This is a genomic window from Catelliglobosispora koreensis DSM 44566, from assembly GCF_000379685.1.
GTDB classification, from domain to species: domain Bacteria; phylum Actinomycetota; class Actinomycetes; order Mycobacteriales; family Micromonosporaceae; genus Catelliglobosispora; species Catelliglobosispora koreensis.
The window spans coordinates 375,031-398,181 of record NZ_KB903290.1 but is presented as its reverse complement, the minus strand read 5'-3'; the positions used below and the strand labels follow the sequence as shown (position 1 = coordinate 398,181).

Genomic DNA, 23,151 nt, shown 5'->3' with positions numbered 1-23,151 from the left:
GTTCTCCAAAGGATTGCCTAGTCGAGGTGCCAGACTTCGGTCATGGTGACCCATTGCTCGCTGTCAGGAGTTCCCGGCAGCCGGACCTGGCACGGGCCGGTGAGGGTCCACCAGTTCTGGGTCTGCGGGTCCGCCGCGATCGCCGCGGTGTCGGCCTCGTAGTCTTCGCCGGTGTACTCGTAATAGGCGAACAGCCGGTTGCCGAAGACGAAGATGCTGTAGTTGGTGAAGTGACTCTGGCGCAGCCTTTCCTCCACCGCGGGCCAAACTTCCCGGTGCAGCGCAAGGTATTCCGCCCGGCGTTCGGGATCGAGGTCGATGGCACAGCCGAACCTTCGCATGTGTTTCCCTTCTTAGATCCGCAATCCTGCTCGTTGTGGCCGTACCGCCGGGCTGTTGGCCATGAGGGTGGTGGGCTGCTTCGTGGAGGCCAGGATCAAGTCTTCGTCCACCTCGACACCGAGTCCGGCCGCGTCACCGAGGATGAAGCCGCCGTTATCGATGTACATGTCTGTTGTCACGCCGACGGGCGGGTGCATGATCTGTAGTTCACTGGCGAGGTGATTGGGTATTGAGGCCGCGGCGTGGATGAGGCCAGCTGGTGTGGTGCCGATCGGGCTTACCGGCAGATCGTGGGCATGGGCGAGGGCGGCGACCCGCAGGAAGTGCGTTATTCCCCAGGCTGATGCGGTCTGGACGATGTCGACCGCGCCGGCGGCCAGCAGGGGACGGAATTGCTCTAGCCCCGTGAGGTTTTCGCCCGTCGCGACCGCGGCCCGGATCCCGCGGCTGACCGCCGTGAGGCCTTCGCCGTCCCACCGGCGAACGGGTTCTTCAACCCAGGTCAGGTCTAGCGTTCGCTCAAGTTCTCTGACGTAGCGGACGGCTTGCTTTCGGTTCCAGCATTCGTTGGCGTCGAGCATGAGCCCGGGCCTGGCTCCCCGGCCGGCTTCGGCGAGCACCTCGCGTACCAAATCAAGGCGATGCCTGTCCTGCTCAAGGTCAAGGCCCCCTTTTAGTTTGGCGGCCCGAAGCCCCCGTTGCGCGTATGCCTCGTACAAGTCGACAAGCTCGTCATCGGACAGTCCAATGTCGAGTCCTGAGGCATAGGCGGGCACCCGGCGTTCACGGCCGCCCAGCAGCCGCCAAAGTGGTTCGCCTGCGGCCTTCGCCTTGATGTCCCAAAGCGCGGTGTCTATCGCGCCGATGGTGGCGAATACCGCTCCCGCGTGACCGGCCTTGAACGCGTAACGCAGCATCCGGTCGTAGAGCGCGGTCACCGACCGCGGGTCCTCGCCCTCAATGGCGGAAAAGACGTTGGACAGCTCTACATGCGACCCCATCCCCACCCCGGTGATGCCTTCGTCGGTGGTGACGAGGACCACTGGCACAGGGGTTATTCCATCGGCGTAGATGCCGTTGGCATCTCCCACAGGACGGCCCCAGTCGTGGACCGTGGAGAGGCTGCGAAACCCAGTGATCCGCATGTCAGCCTTTCGTTGAACCGGCGGTGATAGCGTCGGCGATCCGGCGCTGGAAGAACAGGTAGACCGCGAGCACCGGCACCGCGGCGATCAGCACTCCTGAGGCGAAGGTGGGGATGTCGGCGGAATACTGACCGCGCAAGGAAGTCACGCCCACCATGAGGGTGCGGTGTTCGGCCGACGGCATGAGCAGAAGGGCGATCAGCACGTCGTTCCAGCAGAACAACGCGTCAAGCACGCCAACGGAAATCAGGGCCGGCCGGCCGATCGGCAGCATGATCCGGCCGTACACACCGTAGGTGGAGTTGCCGTCAATGCGGGCCGCGTCGACGATGTCGCGCGGGATGCCGCTGTAGTAGCTGGCCATCAAGTAGATCGTGAAGGGCAGAAACTGTGCGACGTAGGCCAGCACTAGGCCCGGGTAGGTGTCGACCAGTCCAGCGTCTGCCATGGTTCTGACTAACGGCACCATGATGACCTGAAAGGGAACGAACAAAGCCGCGAGGCAGGCGAGGAAAACCGCTCTCGAACCACGGAACCGAAGATGGCTAAGCGCGAAACCCGCCATCGATCCGAAGAGCAGAAGCAGCGCGACAGCTCCTGTAACGACAACCAGCGAGTTGACGAAGTACCGTCCCATACCGGCGCTTGTCCACGCATTGGTGATGTTGTCCCACCGAAGCGCGTCGGTCAGCGAAAGCCGGTCAAGGATGTAGTCGCGCCTCGTTTTCATCGCGGCGTTCGCGGTGAACAGCAACGGGTAGACGGTGGCGATCGCTAAGACCGCCATCGGCACGGCAATGATCCATCTGCCGATTCGGTTGCCCCGCATCAGTCCTCCTTTCCGGAGCGCCGCAAGATGGCGATCTGTGCGAGCCCTACCACGAGCATCAGCAGGAATAGCACCGTCGAGGCGGCGGCGGCCAAAGCTGGCCGGTTCATTTGTCCCTGCTGAATCCAGATGTAGTACTCAGGAAGGTATGTCGATCCTCCGGGCCCGCCACTGGTCATGACATAGAGCAGACCGAACATGGAGGTCAGCATCCCAATCATGGTGGTAACAAAGACGAACTGGATGGTGCGGGACAGGCCCGGGATGATGACGTGCCAAATGGTCTGCGGTAGTGAGGCGCCGTCGGTGCGCGCGGCATCCAGCAGCGCGGGATCCAAAGTGGAGAATCCAGCGAGGAACACCACTAACGCCATCCCAAAGGTCGCCCACACATGGACAGCGACGACCGCGAAAATCGCGATCCGGGAGTCACCGAGCCAGTCCACGGCCCCTAGCCCGGCTGCTTCCAAGACTTGGTTTAGCGGACCGCCGAACGCGAGCATGAGATTGAAGATGGATCCCACGATTACGGGTGATAGCACCGCGGGGAAGAAGTAGACGCTGCGGTAGAGGCGATGTCCGGGTACGCGTAAGAAGATGAAGGTGGCCAGCAGGCCGGGAATGGCGACCGCCACCGGCAGCAGCAGGACCAGCAAGCCGACGTTGCGTAGTGCGGTCTCAAAGACCGGATCGCCGAATAGCTCGGCGTAGTTGTCGAAGCCAACAGCCGTGCCATTGCGTTCGCCGTCTCCGGTGAAGGAGAAGTTGACGCCCAGCAACAGCGGCCACAGCCGGAAGAAAACCAAGATGAGCACAGCCGGGGCGATCAGCACGAAGGGCGCTAGCCGATCGCTTACTGGCCTCGTCTTTCGGGCCCTGCTGGGCCGCCCCGCCTTGGCGGAGCGGGCCAGCAGGGACGACTCGCGCACTGACACTGGTCAGGCCTTGTCAGAATCGGCGAGCTGCTTCAGCGCGTCATCAACGCTGACCGTTCCTTCCAGAATCTGCTGCGACAGTCTGCCCATGAGTTCTTGCGTCTTGGACGACAACGCCACGTGCAGCGCCGGTTTGCCAGTCTTGAGTTGCGAGATCAGGGTGGCGACGGCCGGGCCGGCGTTTGAAGTGGAAATCGTGGTGTCAGAGACGATGGCGCCGGCATCAGCGTAGAAGGACTGCAACGCTGCGCTTGAGGTAAGGGCGCGGACCAGATCGGCGGCGATGGCCGGGTCCTTTGTCCACTTCGCTACGCCGTAACCAATGCCCCCGTCGAACGGAAGGCTTGGCGTCGCGCCAGTGGTGACCACCGGAGCAGGCATCACACCAACGTTTTCGGCGCCGAGAAACTCGTTGAACTCTTTCCAATGGCCGATGTCGGACATCAGGCCGATCATGTGGCTTGCCTTGCCCGCGTCGAAGATGCCGAAGGCGTCGGTGAACAGCGTCGTGGAGTTACCACCCTTGTTGTTCAGGCCCGCGTCGTTGGCTTCCTTCCACAGCTGGAAGACCTTCTTCACGTTTGGCGAGGTCCAGTTTCGCTTGCCCGCGATCCAGTCGTCGTACTCGGCGGGGGTGAGGATGCCTGAGCCGAGTCCTGAGAGCCAGAACTGGATGCCTACTCCTTCTTTGTTTCCCAAGGAAAAGCACGTCGTCCCGTTCATCTTGGCGATGGCGGCACAGTCGGTCAGGAATCCGCTCCACGTCGTCGCTGGTTTGCTCGGGTCAAGCCCTGCTTTCTTGTAGTGAGCTTTGTTGAAGTAGATGGGGTGGCCCTGAAGCGTCACCGGCCCGGCATAGATCTTGCCGGCTTTGGTGAACGCGTCCCAGCCCGCCAGCCGCTGCTTGTCCGCGGCAAGGTACTGGTCCAGGGGAACCAGCGCGTCAACGCGGTCGCGGATCTGCCCGCCGCCATTGAACATCATGACGTCTGGGCCCTTGCCAGCCTGGATCGCCGTACCTAGCAAGGTGTAGTACTGATCGAAGGGCTGGGCGACGAACTCGACTGTCACCCCGGGGTGTTTCTTGGCGAAGTCGGCCTTCGCCTTTTCCACGTAGCCAGCCGCGGTCTTGTCACCGGACTTCCAATCCCAGACCACGAGCTTGCCGCTCGCGCCGTTGGACTCGTTTGTTCCGGTGGCGCTTCCACAGCCCGCCAAAGCCAGTGTCGCCGCGATGGCGACCGACCAAATTGCTCGCTGCCTCATCGGTGCTCACTTCTCGCGTAGGGCCGGAGACGGCCGTTAGAACCAATGACGCAGAAGCTAAGACATATGATGTGTGATGTCAACGGGAGGTTGGGAGCGTGCCACCGACCTGTTCCGAGATTGTTACCATCGTGCGCCAAGGCTCGTGAGCATTCAGCTAGCGCCAAATCGGGCTTGACCGGGCAGCCTGCCTGGTATAAGACGTCATATGTCTTAGGGTCAGGGTTGCTGGAAGTTCAGCGGCGTCCATATCCGCAGGCCGAGATGCTCCTTGACCCTGGTGATGTAGCTGCCAGCGCACGTGGCTGAAGTCATCAAATTGAAGGTCTTCGCCGGGCAGGCCATGGGATGTCTCTATGCCGCCTGCACCCTCGCCACAAACAGAACCTGCACAATGTGGACGCTTGCGATGGGCAGCTCCGGCAGCGATCCCATGAGATCTCTTGTTTCGCTACATTTCGATAAGTAGCCTCTCGGGCAAAGATTGACTCTCGTCATTCGTCCCTGGGCGCGGCTTATCGAAGCGCTTCGACAGGCCGTCAGCTCCCTGACCGGAGGTAATGATGCTTAAACCAAAGCGCGGCGGCGCCCGAGCCGCTACGAGCGCGCTGGCGATCGCCCTGACCGCGACGGCCGTCATCGCCCCAGCAACCCCAGCGTCAGCGCAGCCCCAAACAGGAGTGTTCTACCAGCTCGTCTCTAGGCACAGCGGGAAGGCGATCGACATCGAAGGTTCGTCCACTAGCGACGGTGCCAGGGTGATTCAGTGGTCACGCGGCAGCGGGCAAAACCAGCAGTTCCAGTTCGTCTCAAGCGGAGACGGCTACTACCGCATCGTCGCCCGGCACAGCGGTAAGGCACTGGATGTGTACGGCTGGAACGCTAGCAACGGCGCGGAGATTCGGCAGTGGGCCGATGCCAACGGCACCAACCAGCAATGGCGGCCGGTCGACCGCGGAGGCGGTTACTACAGCTTCGTCAACAGGTTCAGCGGAAAGGCGCTGGACTTGTGGGGATGGTCGACTGCCGACGGTGCGCCGCTGTCGCAGTATGACAACACCGGCGGCGTCAACCAGCAGTGGCAACTCGTGACAGCGGGCGGGACAGCCTGGCAATCCTGCGACCAGTGGGCCAATTGGTCCAGCGGCGGATGGACGCTATACAACAACATTTGGGGCTCAGGGGCTGGGCCGCAATGCATTTGGGCGAATACGCCGACCAACTGGGGCGTCAACGCCAACCACCCCAACACGGGTGGGATCAAGAGCTACCCCAACATCACGCGGTACTACGGCCGTCAGGTGAGCCAGATGGGCACCGCGACAAGCAGTTTCAACGTCACCGTTCCCACCAGCAACGTGGCATTTACCAGCACCTATGACATTTGGAGCAGCGACAACGCCCACGAGATCATGGTCTGGATGAACCGGTACGGCCCCGTGGGCGCCATCGGTTCGTACCAAACGACAGTGACCGTCGGCGGGCACACATGGGACTTCTACCGCGGCAGCCACAGCGGGATCCAGGTCTACTCGTTCTTGCGCAACGGTGACACCGTCTCGGGAACGATCGACATCCGGGCGATATCGCAGTGGCTGGTTAACACGGGGCGGATGCCTAACGTGACGATCGGCAATGTCCAGTTTGGCTTTGAAATCACGTCGGCATCAGGCGGGCAGAACTTCGCGGTGAACTCGTACTCGGTGAACCTGAACTAGCCCGGAAAGCCGGGTGCTGGCGGCGGTGCCTCCAGTACCCGGCCCAGGCGCTCTAAGTCATCAGAATTGTTATCGTTAACATTGATCGACAGAGTCGGTCTCACCTACCAGCCTTGTTCCTCCCACAGAAAATATATTGCCAGCCGGTTATCACTCGATATCAATTGACCGGCGGTTGTGTTATCGCTAACATCCACCGATAACACTGGCTTGCCCAAACGCACGGGGACAACCGTCAGCTGAACGACGACATCGGAGAGCGTCATGCGCATGTTCTCGGCCCCGGCGCTCGTCGCGCTCGCCGCGGGGATCCTGGTCACCGTGCCGGGCACGCCCGCCTCCGCCGCAACGCTTCCAACTGGTGCGCAATCGCTTGAGTCAGTCAACTTCCCCGGCCGCTACGTCCGCCACGCCAATTACGTCGGCCAGATCGAGCAGGTCACGTCTGCCAGCCCGGCACAGACCAAACTGGACGCCACCTTCACCATCGTCAACGGGCTCGCCTCACCGGCTTGCTACTCGCTGCAGACCAAGAGCGGGCTGTTCCTGCGGCACCGCGACTGGCGGGTGCGCGCCGAACTCAACACTGGTGATCCCGCCTTCCAGGCCGACGCGACCTTCTGCCCGCTGCCAGGGTCAGTCGCGGGCTCGATTTCGCTTGCGTCTTATAACTATCCGGGTCGCCGCATCCGCCATCGCGACTACGCGCTATGGCTGGAAACCTATCAGGACACCCCGCTGTTCCGGGCTGACAGTTCCTTCCGCATGACCGCGCCGTGGGTGCCCAAGTCGAACAAGGGCCCGGCAATTCCCGGGCTGTTCGCGGACCCGCACCTGTCTGTGTTCAACGGGCGCTATTACCTCTACCCCACCACCGACGGGTTCGCCGGCTGGAGCGGCGGCTACTACAAAGCGTTCTCCTCACCCGACCTGGTGAACTGGACCGACCACGGTGTCATCCTCGACCACGGCCCGGATGTGTCGTGGGCAGACAACGCGGCTTGGGCTCCTGCCGTCGTGGCCGCGAACGGCAGCTACTACCTGTATTTCAGCGGCGGTCTGGCCAGTGGCAACACTGCCAAACACCTCGGCGTTGCCGTGTCGGACTCCCCCACCGGACCGTTTCGAGACGCGCTGGGCCGTCCGCTCATCCGCAGCGACCAATACTCGGGCCAGATGATCGACCCGATGGTCTTCACCGACGATGACGGACGCTCCTATCTGTACTGGGGGCAGGGTGTTGCCCGCGTCGTGCCGCTCAACGGCGACATGACGTCCTTCGACCCCGCGCTGGTACGGGTGATCACTCCACCGGGATACAACGAGGCGCCGTTTGTCTTCAAGCGCAACGGAATCTACTACTTCATGTGGTCGGAGAACGACACGCGAAGCGAAGACTACCGGGTCGCCTACGCCACCGGCACCACACCGCTAGGGCCGTGGACCAAGCGGGCGATCGTGTTGCAAAAGCGGCTGGAAGCTGGAATCAAAGGCACGGGGCATCACTCGGTGGTCCGCGTGCCCGGTACCGATCTGTGGCACATGGCATATCACCGCTTCGCCGTGCCTGCCGGTGACGGCACCAACCGGGAAACTGCGATCGACCCGATGAGCTTCAACGCCGACGGCACGATTCGTCCCATCGTGCCGGCCCTCTAAAGAAGGAGATTTGTATGTCGCGAACCGTTGCCCGGCTGGCGGCGACACTAGCCGCCGTCGTGGTGCTGTTCGGCTCGTGGTCAGTAGCCGCGCCGCAACGGGCCTCCGCTCTCGACCCGTTCACCGGCTATCTGATGGCTCATTTCACGGGGGAATCCGCTTTAGGCGAGCAGATCTATCTCGCTCACAGCCGCGATGGCTTGCACTGGAATGACTTGAACAACGGGGCGCCCGTTTTGCTGTCAACGCTTGGCACTCGCGGGGTACGCGATCCTGCCCTGGTTCGTTCTCCCGCAGGCGACCGGTACTGGATCGTGGCCACCGACCTGCGCATCGCCAGCGGCACGTCATGGGATGACGCGGCCAACCGGGGCAGCAAGTCGCTCGTGGTCTGGGAGTCACAGGATCTAGTGAACTGGTCAGCCCCAAGGCTGATCGCCGTAGCCGACGCGATCTCGGGGGCAGGCAACGCCTGGGCACCTGAAGCTATCTACAACCCAGCCACCAACGACTACGTCGTTTATTGGGCAACCAATTCGCCACTCAACGGCGTGACCAAACACCGCATCTGGTACGTGCGCACGAGCGATTTCCGCAGCTTCACCGCCCCGCAGCTGTTCATCCAGCGCAGCGGCAGCCAGGGCATCATCGACACGCAGATCGTCGAGGTGCCGGGCAGTGTCGGCGGCTACCGCTATTACCGGGCCTCAGCTGACGGGCACATCACCATTGAGGGCGCGAACACGGTTCTGGGCACGTGGACCACGATCGGCAACCTGTCGCACATGGGCATCTCCAACGGAGCCACGGGCGGCAACGTGGTCGAAGGCCCGATGTGGGCACAGTTCAACGGGCGCAACGAATGGAACCTATGGCTCGACCAGTTCGCCACCGGCCGTGGCTACATGCCGATCACGTCAGCGAATTTGGGCAGCACACAGAATTTCCGCACCCGCACCGACTACAGCATGGGCACCAACCGCAAGCGCCACGGGTCGATTCTGAACCTGACCGCCGCGGAGGAGAGCCGCGTGCTGGCCAAGTGGGGCACAACCACACCGGTCAACCGCCTTCAGTCGTACAACTACCAGGATCGCTTCGTGCGGCATGCGAACTACGACGTACGCATCGACGCCAATGTCAGCCCCGCGCAGGACGCTCAGTTCCGGCTGGTTCCTGGTCTGGCCGGCGGTCAGGGTTACGTCTCCTTCCAGTCGGTCAACTACCCCGGCTACTACTTGCGCCACTACGGATTCGACTTCGTGCTAGCCGCCAACGACGGAACCGCCACGTTCGCGGCAGACGCCACCTTCCGCCAAGTGAGCGGGCTTGCCAACTCGTCGTGGGCGTCGTTCCAGTCCTACAACTACCCCGATCGGTATATCCGCCACTACGCGTACCTACTGCGGCTCGACCCCATTAGCGACGCACAGGGCCGCAGCGACGCCACCTTCCGTGTCGTCACCTAGACGCCCGCATTGCCAAGCTCGGAGTACCGTGGGCGCTCTTTCGCAGCGGGGTTCATAGGGTATGCTCGCTGCGTGGTACGTCGGTATTGGCGCTTTACGCTGGCTCTGGGTGGAGCCGGCGGTCGTTTGCGCTGACCGGCCACACACCCAGAGCCAGCAAAGGCGGAGGCAGCAGCCTCCGCCTTTTGTCATGCGGACGCCGCTGGCTCACTGAAGCGCTGGGGTCGTCCAAGAGGAGGACCCGAGATGACTCAGACCAACGACCTTCGCGTCGTGAGCTTCGAGCCGCTGCGCCCGCCACGCGATCTGCTCGACCAGCTTCCGCTGGGCGAAACGCGTGCGGCGCTGGTGCAGCAAAGCCGTGACGAGGTACGAAACGTGCTCAACGGCACCGACGATCGCCTGATGGTGGTCGTGGGGCCGTGCTCGGTGCACGACACGGCCGCCGCGCTGGACTACGCCCGGCGGCTGGCTGTCCTATCTGGACAGTTGCGCGAAGACCTGCTGATCGTGATGCGTGTGTACTTCGAAAAACCGCGGACCACGGTCGGCTGGAAAGGTCTCATTAACGATCCCGGGCTCGATGGCAGTTTCGACATTCAACGCGGGCTTCAAGTCGCCCGGACGCTGCTGCTGGACGTCCTCGATTTGGGGATGCCGGTGGGCTGTGAGTTCCTGGAACCGACCAGCCCGCAGTACATTTCCGATGCGGTGAGCTGGGGCGCGATCGGAGCCCGCACGACCGAGAGCCAGGTGCACCGGCAGCTCGCGTCCGGGCTATCCATGCCGGTGGGCTTCAAGAACCTCACGGACGGGCGAGTCACAGAAGCCATAGACGCGTGCCGGACTGGCCGCAACAGTCACGTGTTCTTCGGCATTGATACCGATGGCCGCGGATCGATCGTGACGACGACGGGCAACACGGACTGTCATGTGATCTTGCGTGGCGGTAAAGCAGGCCCGAACTACGGTCCCGCTGCCATCGCCGAGGCGCTAAACGCGGTGGAGACGGCTGGCCTCAAGCAGAAGCTGGTAGTGGACGCCAGCCATGACAACAGCGGCAAGGATCACGTGCGGCAGGCCATCGTGGCCAGTGAGATAGCTAGCCAGATCGCGGCCGGCCAAGCAGGCATTGGTGGCGTGATGCTGGAAAGTTTCCTCGTTGGTGGACGCCAGGACATCGCACCCGGCCGTGAGCTGACCTACGGGCAGAGCATCACCGACGCGTGTATGAGCTGGGACATCACCGCCGGTGTGCTTGCTGAGCTGGCGCAGGCGGTGCGGGCGAGACGGCGCTGACGCTGTCTCATGTGGACGAAGGCTCGTGATGGGCGAAATGTATCCCGGGCACTGACGCATTACTGGCCCGCCATACGTTGGTGGCGGGCCAGCGACCGGTCACGGCCATTTGATGGAACGGCGGTGCTCCGGGTCGACGATGCCGATGGGTTCCCAATACTGGCCACAGTGGTAATCGCAGGTCCAGCTGAGGTACCTATCTCGCATCACGTTGCCGTGCCCGTCGAGTTCCCAGTAGGCCACGCTTCCTGAATGGAAGTTCTTCCACAGCAGGTCCTGGGTTCCGTCGCCGTTCATGTCGCCCAGACCGATCGGATTCCACAATGAATCACGGCAATCATCAGCACACTGCCAAGATAGGTCGAGCGTCCCGATGCGCTGACCGCTCGCGTTGAGAAGCCATGCGTGCACCAAGCCCGGGCCGTAGCGCTTGACGTTCCACCACAGCAGATCGTGGAAGCCGTCGGAATTCACGTCGCCGACGGCGATAGGCTGCCATTCCTGATGGCAATTCCGGTCACAGCCCACGCTTACGGTCATCGAACTGCTGCTCCACCCCGAGCCGTTGAACAATGAGATGACCGGCTTCCCCTCACCTGCCGGGCTGTACCACAGCACGTCTTGGTGACCGTCCTTATTGAAGTCGCGGATGCCGATGGCGCGGGTTTGGCATTCTGGCCCGCAGCCCGCTGTCCAGTGAAACCAGCCTTGCTGCTTGGCGTTCGTGTGCAGGTACAGGTCACCGGCGCTGTACATGGTCTGGCGGGTGAGCAGATCGTGCCCAGCGTTGCCGTCCATTTCGGCTACCCCGGCGAACTCGTCGAAGACGCTGCACCTGGTTTCATAGGTGCATTTCATCGCCCAGATCGTTTGCCCGGTAACGGTTTCGGTGCCGTTAAGGTTCCACTGCACCAAGGTTCCCTGGTCGCTGCCGGTGCCTCGGTAAAGCCACAGCAGGCCGGTGGCCGGCGCCGGGAAGACTCCGGGGCTCGCGTATGCGGCGTCGGGAATGATGAACGCCATCGTCATCACCACGGCGGCTGCCAACGATCTTCTTAAATGTCGCAACATTCGCTCATGATGGAAGAGCGCCGGAGCCGGGACATCCGCATAACTACTGACTCAAATGCTTAGCTGCGGTCGATGTGATCGCCCGGGCGCGGCAAAACGCCGCCTGACCTGCCGTTACTCGGCGTGTCGTCATCATTTTCGGTTACTGTCTCGGCATGAGAAATTGCCGCGCTTGGGCAGCGCTGGCAACCGGACTACTGATTTTCGCCGGTAGCGCCGCGCTGATGCTCGGCCCGATAACGGCCGCCGCGCAGGAACCGGCCGCGGCAACATCCTTAAGCTCAGCCACTTCATCGCCGCCCGTACATGCCTCACCGTCGGCCACGCCGCCCACGACCGGGATGAGTGTCGGCTGGACCACGTTGCGGACTGGACTTCTGGGCACCATCGCTGGCTTTGCCCTCCTGATGGCGGCCTTGATTTGGCGGACCAGGATACGTGAGCGCCGTACCCGCGCCGCCATGTCGCAGATGATGCTTTCCCCCTTTCACTCAAGCTCTGTGAAGCCATCATTTTCTGTCACTCCGTTGAGACCGGAGACGCCACCCGCAGACTCAACGCTGGGCACACTCCCACCAATCGAGGGTGGCTGGAAGGCGGTGAAGGCTGGCCTGATCAGCGCCGTTGCCGGATATGTTGTCTTCCTTGCCGCCAGGATGTTGAAGTCCCGCATGCGCACACTCCGTTCCCTTGCGTCAAAGCGATATCCACGTCAACAGCGATAGCTGGGCTGACCCAGATTTTCGTTGCGGCTACAGCCATCCGGATTTGCGGAAGACGCGATATAGGCCGATCGAGGCAATGAACATGATCGCAAGCACCGCCGGGTACCCATATTTGGTTTGCAGTTCAGGCATGAAGGCGAAGTTCATGCCGTAAATGCCGGCGATGGCGGTCTGCGTCGCGGCGATCGCTGCCCAGGAAGCGATTTTGCGCATGTCGTTGTTCTGATCGACGGTGATCTGTGCGAGCCGGGCTTGCATGATCGAGCCGATGAGGTCGTCGTAGGCGGCTATGCGCTCGACGACACGGATCAGGTGGTCGTTGACATCGCGTAGGTAGCGGCGGATCTCTTTGGGCACCAAGCCGCGTTCGTCGATCAGCGCGGCCAGCGGCCGTTGCAGCGGCGCGACCGCGCGCTTGAACTCCATCAGTTCCCGTTTGAGCTGATAGATGTGTGCGATACGGCTGCTTCTAGACTGCGGGGCGAACACATGGGCTTCGAGGGCGTCGAGATCGGTTTCGATCGCGTCTGACACGTCGAGGTAGGTGTCGACAAGCCGGTCACAGATGGCGTGAGCGACTGCCCACGGGCCCATCGCGAGCCGGTCTGGCTGGCCTTCCAGATCAGCGCGTATCGGGCCGAGAGCTCCGGGTGCGCCGCGGCGCAGGGTGATGACGAACCGCGGTCCGACGAAAATCATGATGGCGCCGGTTTCGACCACTTCGGAGGTTTCCGTGAGTTCCGGGTGTTCGACGTAGCGGGTGGTACGCAGCGTCAGGAAAGTGCTGTCGGCCGCGCGCTGAATCGTGGGCCTCGAATCGCGGGTTTGCGCGTGCTCGATGGCCAGGTCGTCGAGGCCGAACACGGCAGCGATTTCGGCGAACTCCTTGACGCTCGGCTCGTGTATGCCGAGCCAAACGAAAGCCTCGGCCTCGCTCGCCTTCGCCTGCTCGTAGGCGTCGCGGTAGTTCAGGCGCCCGCCCTTGCGCTTGCCGTCAAGGTAGACCGCGCAGTCGACCACGGCTGACCCCGCTGGTGTCTGAACCGGCTCGATGGCGTTGCCTTTGCCTTCACCTGCCAGGTTGCCGATCACTTTGAGTAGGGGCGCTGACCACGATCTGCGGGCTGGATACCTGCCGTCGCCGGATCCTTGCTGCTCATCTGTCACTGCCTGCTCCTCTTTGGCACAACGCCCAGCTCCGCATGCGGCCTGCCGCTAGTCCATGGGGTTGCCGGTGCCTGCCACCGGGCTAAGGGTGATCCACAAGATGATCGTGATGATCCACGCCGCCGCGAGCAGCGCCAAGAGCAGAGCCAGATGCCGCCGGCCCCACCTCAGCGCCACCCTTAGCGGGCTCGGTCTGTGACTGTCCATGCCGCCATCACACCACACAGGCTTGCTGCCGGGCGCAGCCAATCCCGGTAGGTATTTCTACTGAAGCCTTCGCCCGTGGCTTCTGCCTAATCTGCGTTGCGGACGGTTTCCCGCCGGATCGCCGAAAGCTGGGATGCGTTATGAACAAAATGCTTGGTACCGCGATAGCCGTTTGCCTGTTGCTGGCTGGATGCAGCAGTGGGGGCAAGAAAGACCCCGGATTCACCACACTTCCCGTCAGCGCGGCCGATCAGTCCAAAGTGGACCGGTTGCGGGCCTTGCCCATCACCGAATCCGCGGTAGCGGTGGTTTCCGAGGTGCTGCGTGCCGCTGGCGTCGGCGTGTACGCGGATGACGCACCCGCACCCGCCAAGGAACCGAAGACATCGTCTATCCCAAGGTGCTGCTGACCTTATTCCTCGCAGACGGTATCGGGTACCAGCCAACAGGTTTGAATAAAGCTTCGGCAGTGCGAAGCATGGACGGGCCGTGCACGGCTGTCGCTGACTTCATCTCCGACGGCATCAACGCGGTCGCGAGCGCGCTGAAAGTGGACACGTCCGGTGGCGGGTTTCTCGGCTTCCTGGCACGATCTGGAACGTGGCTGTCGATCTGGCCGCCGGTGTCGTGAAAGGAATTGTCAAGGCGTTCAAGGACTTCGCCTTCGGCCCGGTGATCGACGCGTTCGCCATTCTGGGCACGATCCAGCAAGTGACCGCATATCTGGTGCAGTGGCGGGCCGAACTCGCGCTGCTGCCGGAAGACACCCGGTTCGGGATCGGCAGTGAAGTGATCACCGGGCGGGCCGAGGTGCGGGTTACCGACAATCAGCTGCCGGTGCCCCCGGTGATCCGGGACTGTAGCCAGCATTTCGGCACTGATCTGTCCAAAATCGGTTCCGCCGAGGACGCGCCCGTGAAGTGGAAGGCCGAACCGTTTGGCCGCGCCGATCTGGCGACGCAAACCAAAGCCGACGCCAAGGTGACCAGCCGGCGCACGGCAACGCTGTACTACCGCACCGGCCAGGAGACCGAAGAACAAGTCAAAGGCCCGCAGAAGAACGGTTTCTACAAAGTCAGCGCCGAAGTACAACGCTACGACATCAATGAAGCCAGGCGCCTCATCGAGCGCATCACCGATGGCGCGCTGCCCGCTCCGGCTGCCACCGTGGTCAAAGCGTTGATCGGGGAAATCGTCGGCGCCGCCGAAGAACGGTTCAACGAGATCACGGCCGTGACCGTGCGGCCGAAGAATGTTCGCGTCATCTACCACGGCGATCCGCCAACACCGACCGTTGCCACGCCGGCACCTGGCCGACGGCTTCCAGCGGATCTCCATCCCGGGCGCGGACCACGCCTGGTACAAAGCCGACGATGATGGGCAGACCAAACAGGAAGCTGTCTACGCCGTCATCGGCGACCGGTTTATCGGTGGTGCGGCGGCGTTCGTCTACGAACGCCTAGACCTCGTCGTCAAGCTGGCCGCCGACCTCATCGCCCGCCCGGACCTCGACAACGTCATTGGCTAACTGGCGCGATAACATTCGGCCGCACTTATGCCCGCTGGCGAACACATCTGCCGGCATGAGTGCGGCTCAGCTCCTCGGCCTCCCACAGAACGGCGGGCACAGATACATACGGCTGGCTTAGCCTGTCTGGACAACCACACTGCTGGCTATCTGGTCGGGCCAGCCCCGCTTCCATGGGCCATTGTCGAATAGCGGTGACAGCGCGAACAGCAACCCGCCGACTCCGCATGTGCAGCTGCTGGCGATGGCTTGGATGTAGACCCGCAGTGCAGCACCGCCCCAGCTCAACGGTTGCCCATCGAGGCCAATGACCCGCAGTTTCATCACGCGTTTTGCCGACCGTATGCCCTGTCCTGCCGAGCATCACGAACTCGTACAGCATCGCGCTGAGCCACCAGAGCAGGCTCAAAAAAGTGAAGATGGATTCCCGCTGGCCGGTGACCCCGCACCGCCTGTCTGATCTAGAACGCTGGCGCAGCCGCCGATGACGCATGCGGGGACAAGAATGATTCCAGCGTCGATCAGGCGGGCGACAAGCCGTTTGCCGAGATCCGCCGGCACGGCCACCGCCGGAACATACATGGCTGGAGGGACGGTCATCGATGACGCACCTCAATCAAAGGGAGAGGGATTCTCAGGAAGGCGCGCCGCATTCGATCGATGCACAGCATGACCGCACCCAGTCATCCATGACTACATAATCGGCCGAACGCGGCCCGCTGGCGCCTGGCCGTTCGGTGTGGCCAGAGCCAACTAGCTGTCCGGCAAAGTCCAGGCAGCTGGTTACACCGTCCACTTTGGATGACATCCGCCAAGATAGGGAAAGCAGCCGCGTTCTCGAATGTTGCTAGCCGGATGAAGGCTTGCGGTGCTTGCTCGGCGACCACTTCTACCCGCTGGCGCGCAGTAACGAGCAACACTACGCGCGAGGGTCCTATCGCGCGTTTGGCGTCGTTTCTGCAACCATTGGCCAAGCCGTAGCCTGCGGCAGTGTTGTTGCGGGTCGAGGTAATCGTTAACCGATGACCTAGGATTCCTCAGGTGGGAGAACCGATCACGTTCAGCGAAGAGACCAAACTCTTGCTGCGGGAGGCAGGCTGGTTCCCCGGCCGCATACGCGACATCGCGGACTGGGAGGCCAAGCTCAGCGCAGACGGATTCCCGCCGTTACACCTTGCGGCGCAGCAGTTCCTCTCCGAATTCGGCGGCCTCGCGTTCAGGCACAGCGGCGGCGGAGTAACCCGCGCTCGGGAAGCCGTCAGGTTCTACCCGTTGGACTGCTGCGGCGAGGCAGACCGCTTCGTCGAATGGAGCCAGGAGCTCGGCAAGAGCTTCGCGCCCATCGGGGAACTTGGGACTGGCACCTGCTCATGGTCTTTCGTTGGCATCGACAAACATAGCGAGGTCTACTTGATCGTTGATGGAGTGGCCAGCTTTGGCCGCATGCCATTGGCTCTCGATCATCTCATCTTGGGTTACATGCCCGAAGATGTCGCTTAAGCCGCTGACTCTACGGGGCCGTAGCGTGGCCGGGACAAATTCCGGCGCCTGACTACATCAAGGTTGGCTCGCTGGCTCAACTTATTCAAGCGAACATATGTTTGATGCAGCAGTAATGTTCGAGTCAGTCCTTTACACTCACCGCGACGGCGCGTTAAGAGGAGCAGGTATGGGTTTGCGTACACGGGCCACCCTGGCTGTCGTCGCGGTGGCCGCAAGCCTCGGCGCCTGTGCCAGCAAACCGCAGCAACTGCCGGATATCGCTGCCGAAATGACGGCGAAGCAGCATGACATCCCTACCCACTATGTGGCCGGCAACGCCGAGCCAGGGGTCACGTTCGGCCCGTACGAAGGCAGAAGCATGGAGATGCACTTTGCCTGCCTGGGCGGCGGCAGGATGACTCTGGCGGGCGGCCAGAAGGGGCACGAAGGCCTTATTGCGATCAATTGCACCGGCGAGCGCACGGGCGGCCAATTCAATCTTGCCCGAAGCAAACATAACTTCGTAACGCCGACCTTTGAAGGAGCGGTCACTGCGTGGGTGGTTGTCGTGACGCAACCACCCGAGAAATAGTTAGGCAGCGGCGCCGGGCCGCAAGTGAGCCTGTGCCGAGTGACATCCACCAGCGTCGCTCATGGCAAGACGGTTCGCAGCCCCGGGACAGCAATGTCCTATGTGGACATGGTGAAGACATGACTCTTGCCTTGCGCCAGCGAACCTGAAAGCGCGGAGCTACAAGTGTCCCAGTTCGCTTCTGCCCATTGCCAATCCCCGTCTTTCCGCCCAGCGTTGCGAACCGGCGATGTCGTGGCGGTGGTTCTGGGTAAAGGTGTTTTTCTCGATCAGGGCACTGGCATCGCCATACAGGACGATGCCGTAGCCCAAGCCCGTGCGGCGATTGCCAGCGTTAGCTGAGTCCATCGTCTAAACACTGAAACTCCCTCACCAGATTCCCATGACGAGCCGGCCTCCAGTCAGGTTGAGATCGAACGGACCTGAGTCGTACCAGCCGGTGTTGCCGGTGTAGGACCAGCCGCTAAGCCATACGTGGTACCGGAAATCAGGCCCGTAGTCGTAGGCGGCGATAATGTCGTCGCGGCCGTCGTCGTTGGCGTCACCGACGGCCATTCGGTTGCCCACCATGGCTAGCGTGTAGCCGGAGGTGACTTCCCAGTCGGGGCTGGCGAGGGTGAACTGGCTGCCGCTCGCGCTCCAGCGGAACAGCCGGGCGTGACTGCCGCCGAAGTGGTAGAACATGGCGGGTTCGTCGTCGCCATCGCCGTCGAAGTCGCCGACGACCATGCGGTCCGCGACGTTGTCCAAAACAAAAGCTCCCGATTGGTACCAGCCGGACGGTCCACTGTAGGCAGTCGCGCCTTTCCATACGTGGTAACGGAAATAGCCACCGTAGTCATAGGCGGTGACGATATCGTCGCGGCCGTCACGGTCGACGTCGCCGGCCGCGATGCGTCCCGCGACCTTGGTGAGATCGTAGCCAGTGGGCGTCGTCCAGTCACCTGAGGTCGTCTTAGTGAACGCCTGCCCGTCGGACAGGAAACGGTGTATCCGCGCGCCCGCAGTACCGCCGATTGCTTCCAGTAGAGCGATATCGGCGCATCCGTTGCCATCGAAGTCGCCTGCCACCATGCGCGCCCCGACATCGGGTGTGGCTACAGTTGTTGTGGCCCAGGGTTGCGGGCCCGCGGTTGTGGCCGTGCCGTTCCACACGTCCATGCGTAGCCCAGCCCCGGTGGCGTACCCGGTGGCGAGGTCGTCGACACCATCGCAGGTGAAGTCGCCGGATACGAAACGATCGCCGACGCTTGCCAGGTCATAGTTACTGGCCTGCTCCCAACCCTGGCCGAGGACGAAGGCGGCCTCCGTCGACTCCCATCGGTACATCCGCGCGCTTCCCGTGCTGCCGTAGAGCATCGCCGGTGCTGCTGGCCGGCCGTACCACTGCGACATGATCAGGTGTGATCGGCCGTTCACGGTTTGCGTGGCGAACTTGCGGCCGGTGTTGGCCGCGGCGAAGAAGCCACCGGTCCACCCGGCGGGGGCGGTGTTGGCGAGGCTGACGGGGTTCAGTTTGAGGAACCGGCCGACCGCAGTGCCATACATGTTGCCGTCGAGTGGGTCAAAGGTGAGGTTGACGGCGCGGGGTGAGAAGTTGCGTATGCCTGCCCACGGGTAGGACACCAGTGTGGTGCTGTTGAGCAGTTGCCGGGTCGTGACGTTGTAGCGGAACGCTTTTCCGGCTGTGACGCCGACGATGACGTTGGGGTCGGTGCCGAAGGCGAGCCCGTTGACACCGCGTTCGCCTGCCAGCGGGACGGTCTGCCACAGCTTGGCACCGGTCGTGACGTTGAGGGCGAAAAGTGTTCCGTCGCTTGGTGTCGCCGCGGTGCAACAGTTCATTGAGCCGCCGTAGAGGATGCCATTGCGATAGGCCAGCGCACCGATCTCGCCCGCGCCGGCGATTCCGCTGAAGACTCGGTGTGTCCCGTCTGCCGGATCATACAACGTTACCGCCCCGGCACCGTCTACTTTGGAATTCTTTGGGCTAGTGCCGATCGCGACATAGCGGCCCGCTGAAATCACCGTCCACGGGCGTTCTTGGCCGTGGGTTCGCAGATCGAACAACTTTCGTGGGTTGCCCGAGCCAAACGGCAGCACCGGATCGTATTCATACAGCGCGCCATTGGGATACACACCCAGATACAGCTTCCTGCCGTGCGTCGCCATGCCCTCAACTTGGTGTGGCCACGCGTATTCGTGCCACCGCTCGGCGTCCGGGTCGTATCCAGCGAACCCGCCCGCGAAGTACCCACCTAAATAGGCCCAGCCGTCAGGTCCCATCGCGACAGAGCGTAAAGGAGTCAAAGTAGGCGTCAGCCCGACGGCGTCCCACAGATCATATGAGCCGGTTTGGGTTTCAAGGTCGTACCTAGCGATGGCCCCACTGGCCAAACCGGTGACAATCATCTGGTGCCCGGTCGCCGGGTTAGTGGCCCGAAGGATGCCCTTGGCCGCACCGAGCTGCCCATCAGCAGTGAACCCGGTTCGTGTTACCACACCTGTGACCGGCTGGTAGGCGACCAGCTCACCGGACATGACCATGTAGACGGTCCCATCAGTGTCCTGATCGGACACTGTCGCACCGGCATACCCGGGCAGTTCGCGAACCCATTGCTGGGTAACAAGGTTGTAGAGCCAGGCCTTGGCAGGTGAGGTTCCGCCCGCGAAATACACGTAGAGATAGTCGCCCGCGTCGTCGAGTTGATAGGTGTACATGTCGCTGGCCACACCGGGCGGCAACGGGATCAGCGTGTCGGCGCCGGTCGCTGGGTTATGGCGGTAGAACCGCGTCTGAGGCCCTAGGCCAACGTAGACCTGGCCACGTGCGTACTCAACGGACCGCACATACTCATACGGCAAGCCGTATCCGCCGTGATTGGTCCATCCCCCGTTGGGACGCCAGCTCGCCAGCAGCCCGGGCGTCTTGGCGGCGGCGAAACCTTGGAACGTCCCAATCCACAGGTTGCCCTGATCGTCGGTGTCCCCTTCCCACAGGAAACTGGTGTCGGCCGTTGGCGCACCGAGATCGGTGAAGCTGCGCGGGCTGGTGTACTTGAGCCGGTAGGCGTGGCCCTGCCCATACGTCATCGCATAGACGTAGGCGCCGTCCGGGCTCACGGCCACTCCCCAGCCACCGCCAGCGGTCGGCATCCGGTAGGAGTTGAGCATGCGCCCGTTGAACGGATCCACTTCGGCCAGATAGGCCGGATCGCCCTCGGTTGTGGTGCCGCTGACTACCAGCCACGTCCGGTACGAGCCGTCGGCCATCCTCGCGGTCTCACCGCCGGCGGTGGTCACTCCCTTGACCGGTGGACGGCCCAGGTCGATCGACTTTGGATAAGGACCCGCAGCCTGCGCAGGTTCAGCCGCAGGTGCGATTCCCGCGACCGTAGCAACTGCCAGAAGGAGAATTACGGCCAGCAGCGTGCTCGCCGACGGCCGCCGTAACGTCATGCAAGACATAAACGGCAGGCTATGGGTCCAACATACAGATGACCTACAATTTCCCACTACACCGCCCACACTCACGCAGAAGCCCCAGCCTGCCGTCGCTGAAGCTCACGTGTTGCTTGCGCAAATCACGCCCGCCGCACGGTGGATAGGTGAAGATGCATCCATGAGTAACCTCGCTGGACTGAACGAGATCAACTATCTGGCCGTTATCGTTGCCGCGATAGTGGCATTCGCGCTTGGAGCTGCCTGGTATGCGCCGCCGGTACTTGGCAAACGGTGGATGCAGCTGACCGGGCGAACCCCGGAAAACGCGAAGGGCGAGAACACCACGCTCGCCATGGGTTTGGCTTTCCTCGCGACACTGATTGGCGTCTTCGCGCTCGCCTTGTTTATTGGCAAGGACGCGGGAGTAGGCCATGGTGCACTCGCCGGCCTGGTAGCGGGGCTTGGGATCGCCTCGATGTCGGTGGTTATCAACGGCATCTTCGAGGCCAAATCGCCGCTGCTGATGGCCATCAACAGTGGGTACCAGACGTTACTGTTCACTGCCGCTGGCGCGATCCTGGGTGCCTGGAGTTGAGAACCGTTGCGTGAGCGGCCTGCTGTGCTCCGGTCAACTGGACGGGAAGTGCCGTCTCAGCACAGGACGGCAGCCTGACGGGACGGTGAAAACCAGCGCCCCCGGCGGCCTCAAAGCATGGGAACACGGCCGCACGAGATCAGCCCCGGGAACGCGATGCGTTTCGTCAGGCTACCGATAGGGCATCAACACTGGCGGCATAGATGGCATCACCGAACGAGAGTAGGGATCATGAAACTGGTTTGGGCAGCAGCGGGCTTCGCCGCAGGCTACGTGATGGGAACAAAGGCTGGCCGGCAACGGTATGAACAGCTACGGGAAGCAGCATCAGCCGTACTGAATCAGCCTGTTGTCGCACAGACCCGTGCACGCGTCGCCGAGCTAGCCGAACGTGGCCTGGAAACCGCCGCCGCGAAAGCCGGCATCCGGGTCGAGCACGTCGACAGCGACGACGCCAACGGCACCGTCGTCGCCGGGCCCAAAGCACGTCAAGCCGCCACCTTCTAAGACGCCACCGACAGCACGCCGCCAGGACATGGGGGCCGGGCGACTGATCACCCTGCGAGCCGATCGTGACCAGGAAGGCATCAATGACCGACATTGACATTCTGCGGGCCAACATTGCCCGCAGGCGGGCAGAACTGGCCGTGAGTCTCAGTGCGCTGGCGGCGAGGGCCGACGTTCCGTTGCGCCTGGCAGGCGGCGCGCAGCGCACTGTCGCTCAGGGAACAGATGCCGCTCGCCGTGCCGGCGCCCATTTCAGGCAACATCAAACCCTATGGGTCGCCGGCGCCGTCATCGGCCTGCTGGCCTTGGTGATAATCGCAAGGCGGCGGCGATGATAGCCAAACTCGCCTACAAACCGGTTGGCCTCATCGCGGGCGTGGCGTCGGGCCTGCTCGCCGGTGCGGTGTTCAAACAGGTTTGGCGTATCGCCGCCGGTGAAGCCGATGCTCCTAACGCGACCGACGAACACCGGGGCTGGTCAGAGGTTCTCATCGCGGCGGCGTTACAAGGCGCCATCTTCGCGATCGTGAAGGCCGCCGCCGACCGGGGCGGCGCTGCCGGGATCAAGCGGCTTACCGGCAAATGGCCCACCTGACAACCAGGGTCGTCGCGAGCGACATCGTGACAGTCCGAAAAGGACAATGACAGCGTGCTCCCCAGAAATCGCGGCGCGTGACCGACTGCCACCCACAGCGCTGGGCATGCCCAGCAATGCCGCCGCCCAGGAAATGTTTAGCGCGGCCCGGGTGGGGAACTCGGCAGATTGCACACATCTGGGGAGGCGAAAACATGGTCGCGCAGACCACGGCTGATGCCAACGACGGCGCATCAGGCCGAGTACACGTTGCTGCGTGCACGGTTGAGTGCGCGGCGAAGTGGTGCGGTGATGCGTTTGATGTTGTAGGAGAACAGAAAGTTGGGTTCCTCGGCCACGAACAGGCCTTTGACGTAGATGCGGCCAGGCTTGGCCGTTGTGGGGCGCTAACGAGAGCGTGCAGGGTGATGACGTCGGCATGGGGCGACTGCACGGTCACGGTGATGCCTCTGCGGTCAAAGACGGCTAGGGCATCTTTGAGGCCCATCCCGAATTGGCCGATGACTTCAGGGTGTTTTCGCTTTTCGGCGTTCTCGTTTTCGGTCAGATGCTGGTAGCGCAGACCGCGGCCAAAGT

General features: G+C 62.6%; 27 protein-coding genes. 14 read left to right on the top strand and 13 right to left on the bottom strand.

The annotated features are described in order from the left end of the window. Positions 1-17: 17 nt before the first annotated feature. Genes A3E1_RS0132120 through A3E1_RS0132100 form a run of 5 tightly spaced genes read right to left on the bottom strand, consistent with a single transcriptional unit; the run spans position 18 to position 4,517 of the window. Positions 18-341: an L-rhamnose mutarotase gene (locus tag A3E1_RS0132120; RefSeq protein ID WP_020524929.1), complete on the bottom strand. Its 324-nt coding sequence runs from the start codon at positions 339-341 to the stop codon at positions 18-20. A gap of 12 nt (positions 342-353) precedes the next feature. Continuing rightward, positions 354-1,487, bottom strand: coding sequence for a mandelate racemase/muconate lactonizing enzyme family protein (locus A3E1_RS43190; protein ID WP_020524928.1), 1,134 nt, complete (start codon positions 1,485-1,487; stop codon positions 354-356). Between the two features lies 1 nt (position 1,488). After that, complete coding sequence (locus tag A3E1_RS0132110) at positions 1,489-2,316, bottom strand: carbohydrate ABC transporter permease (protein ID WP_020524927.1); 828 nt, start codon at positions 2,314-2,316, stop codon at positions 1,489-1,491. Then, a complete protein-coding gene (locus A3E1_RS0132105; protein ID WP_245571492.1) occupies positions 2,316-3,245 on the bottom strand; it encodes a carbohydrate ABC transporter permease in 930 nt (309 codons plus the stop codon). The genes A3E1_RS0132110 and A3E1_RS0132105 overlap by 1 nt, the downstream gene beginning before the upstream one ends. A 9-nt stretch (positions 3,246-3,254) precedes the next feature. Beyond that, on the bottom strand, positions 3,255-4,517 hold the full coding sequence (locus A3E1_RS0132100) for an ABC transporter substrate-binding protein (protein ID WP_020524925.1): 1,263 nt from the start codon (positions 4,515-4,517) through the stop codon (positions 3,255-3,257). Between the two features lie 563 nt (positions 4,518-5,080). On the opposite strand from A3E1_RS0132100, the gene A3E1_RS45330 reads away from it, so the two are divergent. The 4 genes from A3E1_RS45330 to A3E1_RS0132075 all read left to right on the top strand — a co-directional run bounded on the left by A3E1_RS45330 (position 5,081) and on the right by A3E1_RS0132075 (position 10,662). Further along, positions 5,081-6,235 carry an RICIN domain-containing protein gene (locus A3E1_RS45330; protein WP_157631861.1) on the top strand — a complete coding sequence of 385 codons (1,155 nt, stop codon included), beginning with the start codon at positions 5,081-5,083 and terminating at the stop codon, positions 6,233-6,235. A 264-nt stretch (positions 6,236-6,499) separates the two neighbouring features. After that, positions 6,500-7,894, top strand: a complete 1,395-nt coding sequence (locus A3E1_RS43180; RefSeq protein WP_020524922.1) for a family 43 glycosylhydrolase — start codon at positions 6,500-6,502, stop codon at positions 7,892-7,894. 14 nt (positions 7,895-7,908) lie between these two features. After that, positions 7,909-9,363, top strand: coding sequence for a glycoside hydrolase family 43 protein (locus A3E1_RS0132080; RefSeq protein WP_020524921.1), 1,455 nt, complete (start codon positions 7,909-7,911; stop codon positions 9,361-9,363). A 246-nt stretch (positions 9,364-9,609) separates the two neighbouring features. Then, positions 9,610-10,662 carry a 3-deoxy-7-phosphoheptulonate synthase gene (locus A3E1_RS0132075; RefSeq protein ID WP_020524920.1) on the top strand — a complete coding sequence of 351 codons (1,053 nt, stop codon included), beginning with the start codon at positions 9,610-9,612 and terminating at the stop codon, positions 10,660-10,662. Positions 10,663-10,761: 99 nt separating this feature from the next. Here A3E1_RS0132075 and A3E1_RS45325 read toward each other — a convergent pair whose 3' ends face one another. The 5 genes from A3E1_RS45325 to A3E1_RS47480 all read right to left on the bottom strand — a co-directional run bounded on the left by A3E1_RS45325 (position 10,762) and on the right by A3E1_RS47480 (position 13,832). Then, entirely contained in the window at positions 10,762-11,733 is a 972-nt protein-coding gene (locus A3E1_RS45325; RefSeq protein WP_083929723.1) for an FG-GAP repeat domain-containing protein, read from the bottom strand. 142 nt (positions 11,734-11,875) lie between these two features. Beyond that, positions 11,876-12,196 (bottom strand): hypothetical protein, encoded by a 321-nt coding sequence (locus tag A3E1_RS0132065; protein ID WP_020524918.1) that lies wholly within the window; start codon positions 12,194-12,196, stop codon positions 11,876-11,878. Between the two features lie 24 nt (positions 12,197-12,220). Beyond that, a complete protein-coding gene (locus tag A3E1_RS0132060) occupies positions 12,221-12,406 on the bottom strand; it encodes a hypothetical protein (RefSeq protein ID WP_020524917.1) in 186 nt (61 codons plus the stop codon). A gap of 79 nt (positions 12,407-12,485) precedes the next feature. Continuing rightward, positions 12,486-13,625, bottom strand: coding sequence for a magnesium and cobalt transport protein CorA (locus tag A3E1_RS0132055; RefSeq protein WP_020524916.1), 1,140 nt, complete (start codon positions 13,623-13,625; stop codon positions 12,486-12,488). A gap of 48 nt (positions 13,626-13,673) precedes the next feature. Then, positions 13,674-13,832: a hypothetical protein gene (locus A3E1_RS47480; RefSeq protein WP_157631860.1), complete on the bottom strand. Its 159-nt coding sequence runs from the start codon at positions 13,830-13,832 to the stop codon at positions 13,674-13,676. 140 nt (positions 13,833-13,972) lie between these two features. On the opposite strand from A3E1_RS47480, the gene A3E1_RS0132045 reads away from it, so the two are divergent. From A3E1_RS0132045 to A3E1_RS0132030, 4 genes are read left to right on the top strand one after another with little or no spacing between them, the layout of a single operon-like run. Then, positions 13,973-14,242: a hypothetical protein gene (locus A3E1_RS0132045; protein ID WP_020524914.1), complete on the top strand. Its 270-nt coding sequence runs from the start codon at positions 13,973-13,975 to the stop codon at positions 14,240-14,242. A gap of 59 nt (positions 14,243-14,301) precedes the next feature. After that, positions 14,302-14,463 carry a hypothetical protein gene (locus A3E1_RS0132040; protein WP_157631859.1) on the top strand — a complete coding sequence of 54 codons (162 nt, stop codon included), beginning with the start codon at positions 14,302-14,304 and terminating at the stop codon, positions 14,461-14,463. After that, positions 14,433-15,209: a hypothetical protein gene (locus A3E1_RS0132035; protein WP_020524912.1), complete on the top strand. Its 777-nt coding sequence runs from the start codon at positions 14,433-14,435 to the stop codon at positions 15,207-15,209. Before A3E1_RS0132040 ends, A3E1_RS0132035 begins: the two co-directional genes overlap by 31 nt. After that, positions 15,127-15,360, top strand: coding sequence for a hypothetical protein (locus A3E1_RS0132030; protein ID WP_020524911.1), 234 nt, complete (start codon positions 15,127-15,129; stop codon positions 15,358-15,360). The genes A3E1_RS0132035 and A3E1_RS0132030 overlap by 83 nt, the downstream gene beginning before the upstream one ends. 117 nt (positions 15,361-15,477) lie before the next feature. On the opposite strand, the gene A3E1_RS0132025 is transcribed toward A3E1_RS0132030, so the two are convergent. Then, on the bottom strand, positions 15,478-15,687 hold the full coding sequence (locus A3E1_RS0132025; RefSeq protein ID WP_157631858.1) for an RDD family protein: 210 nt from the start codon (positions 15,685-15,687) through the stop codon (positions 15,478-15,480). 714 nt (positions 15,688-16,401) lie between these two features. On the opposite strand from A3E1_RS0132025, the gene A3E1_RS0132015 reads away from it, so the two are divergent. Beyond that, complete coding sequence (locus tag A3E1_RS0132015; protein ID WP_020524908.1) at positions 16,402-16,860, top strand: SUKH-3 domain-containing protein; 459 nt, start codon at positions 16,402-16,404, stop codon at positions 16,858-16,860. Positions 16,861-17,029: 169 nt separating this feature from the next. Continuing rightward, positions 17,030-17,434, top strand: a complete 405-nt coding sequence (locus A3E1_RS0132010; RefSeq protein WP_020524907.1) for a hypothetical protein — start codon at positions 17,030-17,032, stop codon at positions 17,432-17,434. 159 nt (positions 17,435-17,593) lie between these two features. Here A3E1_RS0132010 and A3E1_RS0132005 read toward each other — a convergent pair whose 3' ends face one another. Both A3E1_RS0132005 and A3E1_RS45320 read right to left on the bottom strand, forming a co-directional pair. Further along, positions 17,594-17,782: a hypothetical protein gene (locus A3E1_RS0132005; protein ID WP_020524906.1), complete on the bottom strand. Its 189-nt coding sequence runs from the start codon at positions 17,780-17,782 to the stop codon at positions 17,594-17,596. A 21-nt stretch (positions 17,783-17,803) separates the two neighbouring features. Next, a complete protein-coding gene (locus A3E1_RS45320; protein WP_169454472.1) occupies positions 17,804-20,902 on the bottom strand; it encodes a PQQ-like beta-propeller repeat protein in 3,099 nt (1,032 codons plus the stop codon). A gap of 154 nt (positions 20,903-21,056) precedes the next feature. Between A3E1_RS45320 and A3E1_RS0131995 the strand changes: the two genes are divergently transcribed. The 4 genes from A3E1_RS0131995 to A3E1_RS0131980 all read left to right on the top strand — a co-directional run bounded on the left by A3E1_RS0131995 (position 21,057) and on the right by A3E1_RS0131980 (position 22,575). Further along, entirely contained in the window at positions 21,057-21,473 is a 417-nt protein-coding gene (locus tag A3E1_RS0131995) for a DUF1761 domain-containing protein (protein WP_020524904.1), read from the top strand. A gap of 231 nt (positions 21,474-21,704) precedes the next feature. Then, positions 21,705-21,980 carry a hypothetical protein gene (locus tag A3E1_RS43165; protein ID WP_020524903.1) on the top strand — a complete coding sequence of 92 codons (276 nt, stop codon included), beginning with the start codon at positions 21,705-21,707 and terminating at the stop codon, positions 21,978-21,980. 83 nt (positions 21,981-22,063) lie between these two features. After that, on the top strand, positions 22,064-22,315 hold the full coding sequence (locus A3E1_RS0131985; protein WP_020524902.1) for a hypothetical protein: 252 nt from the start codon (positions 22,064-22,066) through the stop codon (positions 22,313-22,315). Beyond that, entirely contained in the window at positions 22,312-22,575 is a 264-nt protein-coding gene (locus A3E1_RS0131980) for a DUF4235 domain-containing protein (protein ID WP_020524901.1), read from the top strand. The genes A3E1_RS0131985 and A3E1_RS0131980 overlap by 4 nt, the downstream gene beginning before the upstream one ends. Positions 22,576-23,151 lie beyond the last annotated feature (576 nt).

What these genes read in the sequence shown, in the direction of transcription:
- A3E1_RS43180 (WP_020524922.1), top strand. Translation starts at nt 6,500, where the DNA reads ATGCGCATGTTCTCGGCCCCGGCGCTCGTCGCGCTCGCCGCGGGGATC.
- A3E1_RS0132065 (WP_020524918.1), bottom strand. Translation starts at nt 12,196, where the DNA reads ATGGCGGCGCGGGTACGGCGCTCACGTATCCTGGTCCGCCAAATCAAG.
- A3E1_RS0132120 (WP_020524929.1), bottom strand. Translation starts at nt 341, where the DNA reads ATGCGAAGGTTCGGCTGTGCCATCGACCTCGATCCCGAACGCCGGGCG.
- A3E1_RS0131985 (WP_020524902.1), top strand. Translation starts at nt 22,064, where the DNA reads ATGACCGACATTGACATTCTGCGGGCCAACATTGCCCGCAGGCGGGCA.
- A3E1_RS0132075 (WP_020524920.1), top strand. Translation starts at nt 9,610, where the DNA reads ATGACTCAGACCAACGACCTTCGCGTCGTGAGCTTCGAGCCGCTGCGC.
- A3E1_RS0132045 (WP_020524914.1), top strand. Translation starts at nt 13,973, where the DNA reads ATGAACAAAATGCTTGGTACCGCGATAGCCGTTTGCCTGTTGCTGGCT.
- A3E1_RS45325 (WP_083929723.1), bottom strand. Translation starts at nt 11,733, where the DNA reads ATGTTGCGACATTTAAGAAGATCGTTGGCAGCCGCCGTGGTGATGACG.
- A3E1_RS43165 (WP_020524903.1), top strand. Translation starts at nt 21,705, where the DNA reads ATGAAACTGGTTTGGGCAGCAGCGGGCTTCGCCGCAGGCTACGTGATG.
- A3E1_RS0132080 (WP_020524921.1), top strand. Translation starts at nt 7,909, where the DNA reads ATGTCGCGAACCGTTGCCCGGCTGGCGGCGACACTAGCCGCCGTCGTG.
- A3E1_RS0132005 (WP_020524906.1), bottom strand. Translation starts at nt 17,782, where the DNA reads ATGGACTCAGCTAACGCTGGCAATCGCCGCACGGGCTTGGGCTACGGC.
- A3E1_RS0131995 (WP_020524904.1), top strand. Translation starts at nt 21,057, where the DNA reads ATGAGTAACCTCGCTGGACTGAACGAGATCAACTATCTGGCCGTTATC.
- A3E1_RS47480 (WP_157631860.1), bottom strand. Translation starts at nt 13,832, where the DNA reads ATGGACAGTCACAGACCGAGCCCGCTAAGGGTGGCGCTGAGGTGGGGC.
- A3E1_RS0131980 (WP_020524901.1), top strand. Translation starts at nt 22,312, where the DNA reads ATGATAGCCAAACTCGCCTACAAACCGGTTGGCCTCATCGCGGGCGTG.
- A3E1_RS43190 (WP_020524928.1), bottom strand. Translation starts at nt 1,487, where the DNA reads ATGCGGATCACTGGGTTTCGCAGCCTCTCCACGGTCCACGACTGGGGC.
- A3E1_RS0132060 (WP_020524917.1), bottom strand. Translation starts at nt 12,406, where the DNA reads ATGCGGGACTTCAACATCCTGGCGGCAAGGAAGACAACATATCCGGCA.
- A3E1_RS0132110 (WP_020524927.1), bottom strand. Translation starts at nt 2,316, where the DNA reads ATGCGGGGCAACCGAATCGGCAGATGGATCATTGCCGTGCCGATGGCG.
- A3E1_RS0132100 (WP_020524925.1), bottom strand. Translation starts at nt 4,517, where the DNA reads ATGAGGCAGCGAGCAATTTGGTCGGTCGCCATCGCGGCGACACTGGCT.
- A3E1_RS45320 (WP_169454472.1), bottom strand. Translation starts at nt 20,902, where the DNA reads ATGTCTTGCATGACGTTACGGCGGCCGTCGGCGAGCACGCTGCTGGCC.
- A3E1_RS0132010 (WP_020524907.1), top strand. Translation starts at nt 17,030, where the DNA reads ATGGGTTTGCGTACACGGGCCACCCTGGCTGTCGTCGCGGTGGCCGCA.
- A3E1_RS45330 (WP_157631861.1), top strand. Translation starts at nt 5,081, where the DNA reads ATGCTTAAACCAAAGCGCGGCGGCGCCCGAGCCGCTACGAGCGCGCTG.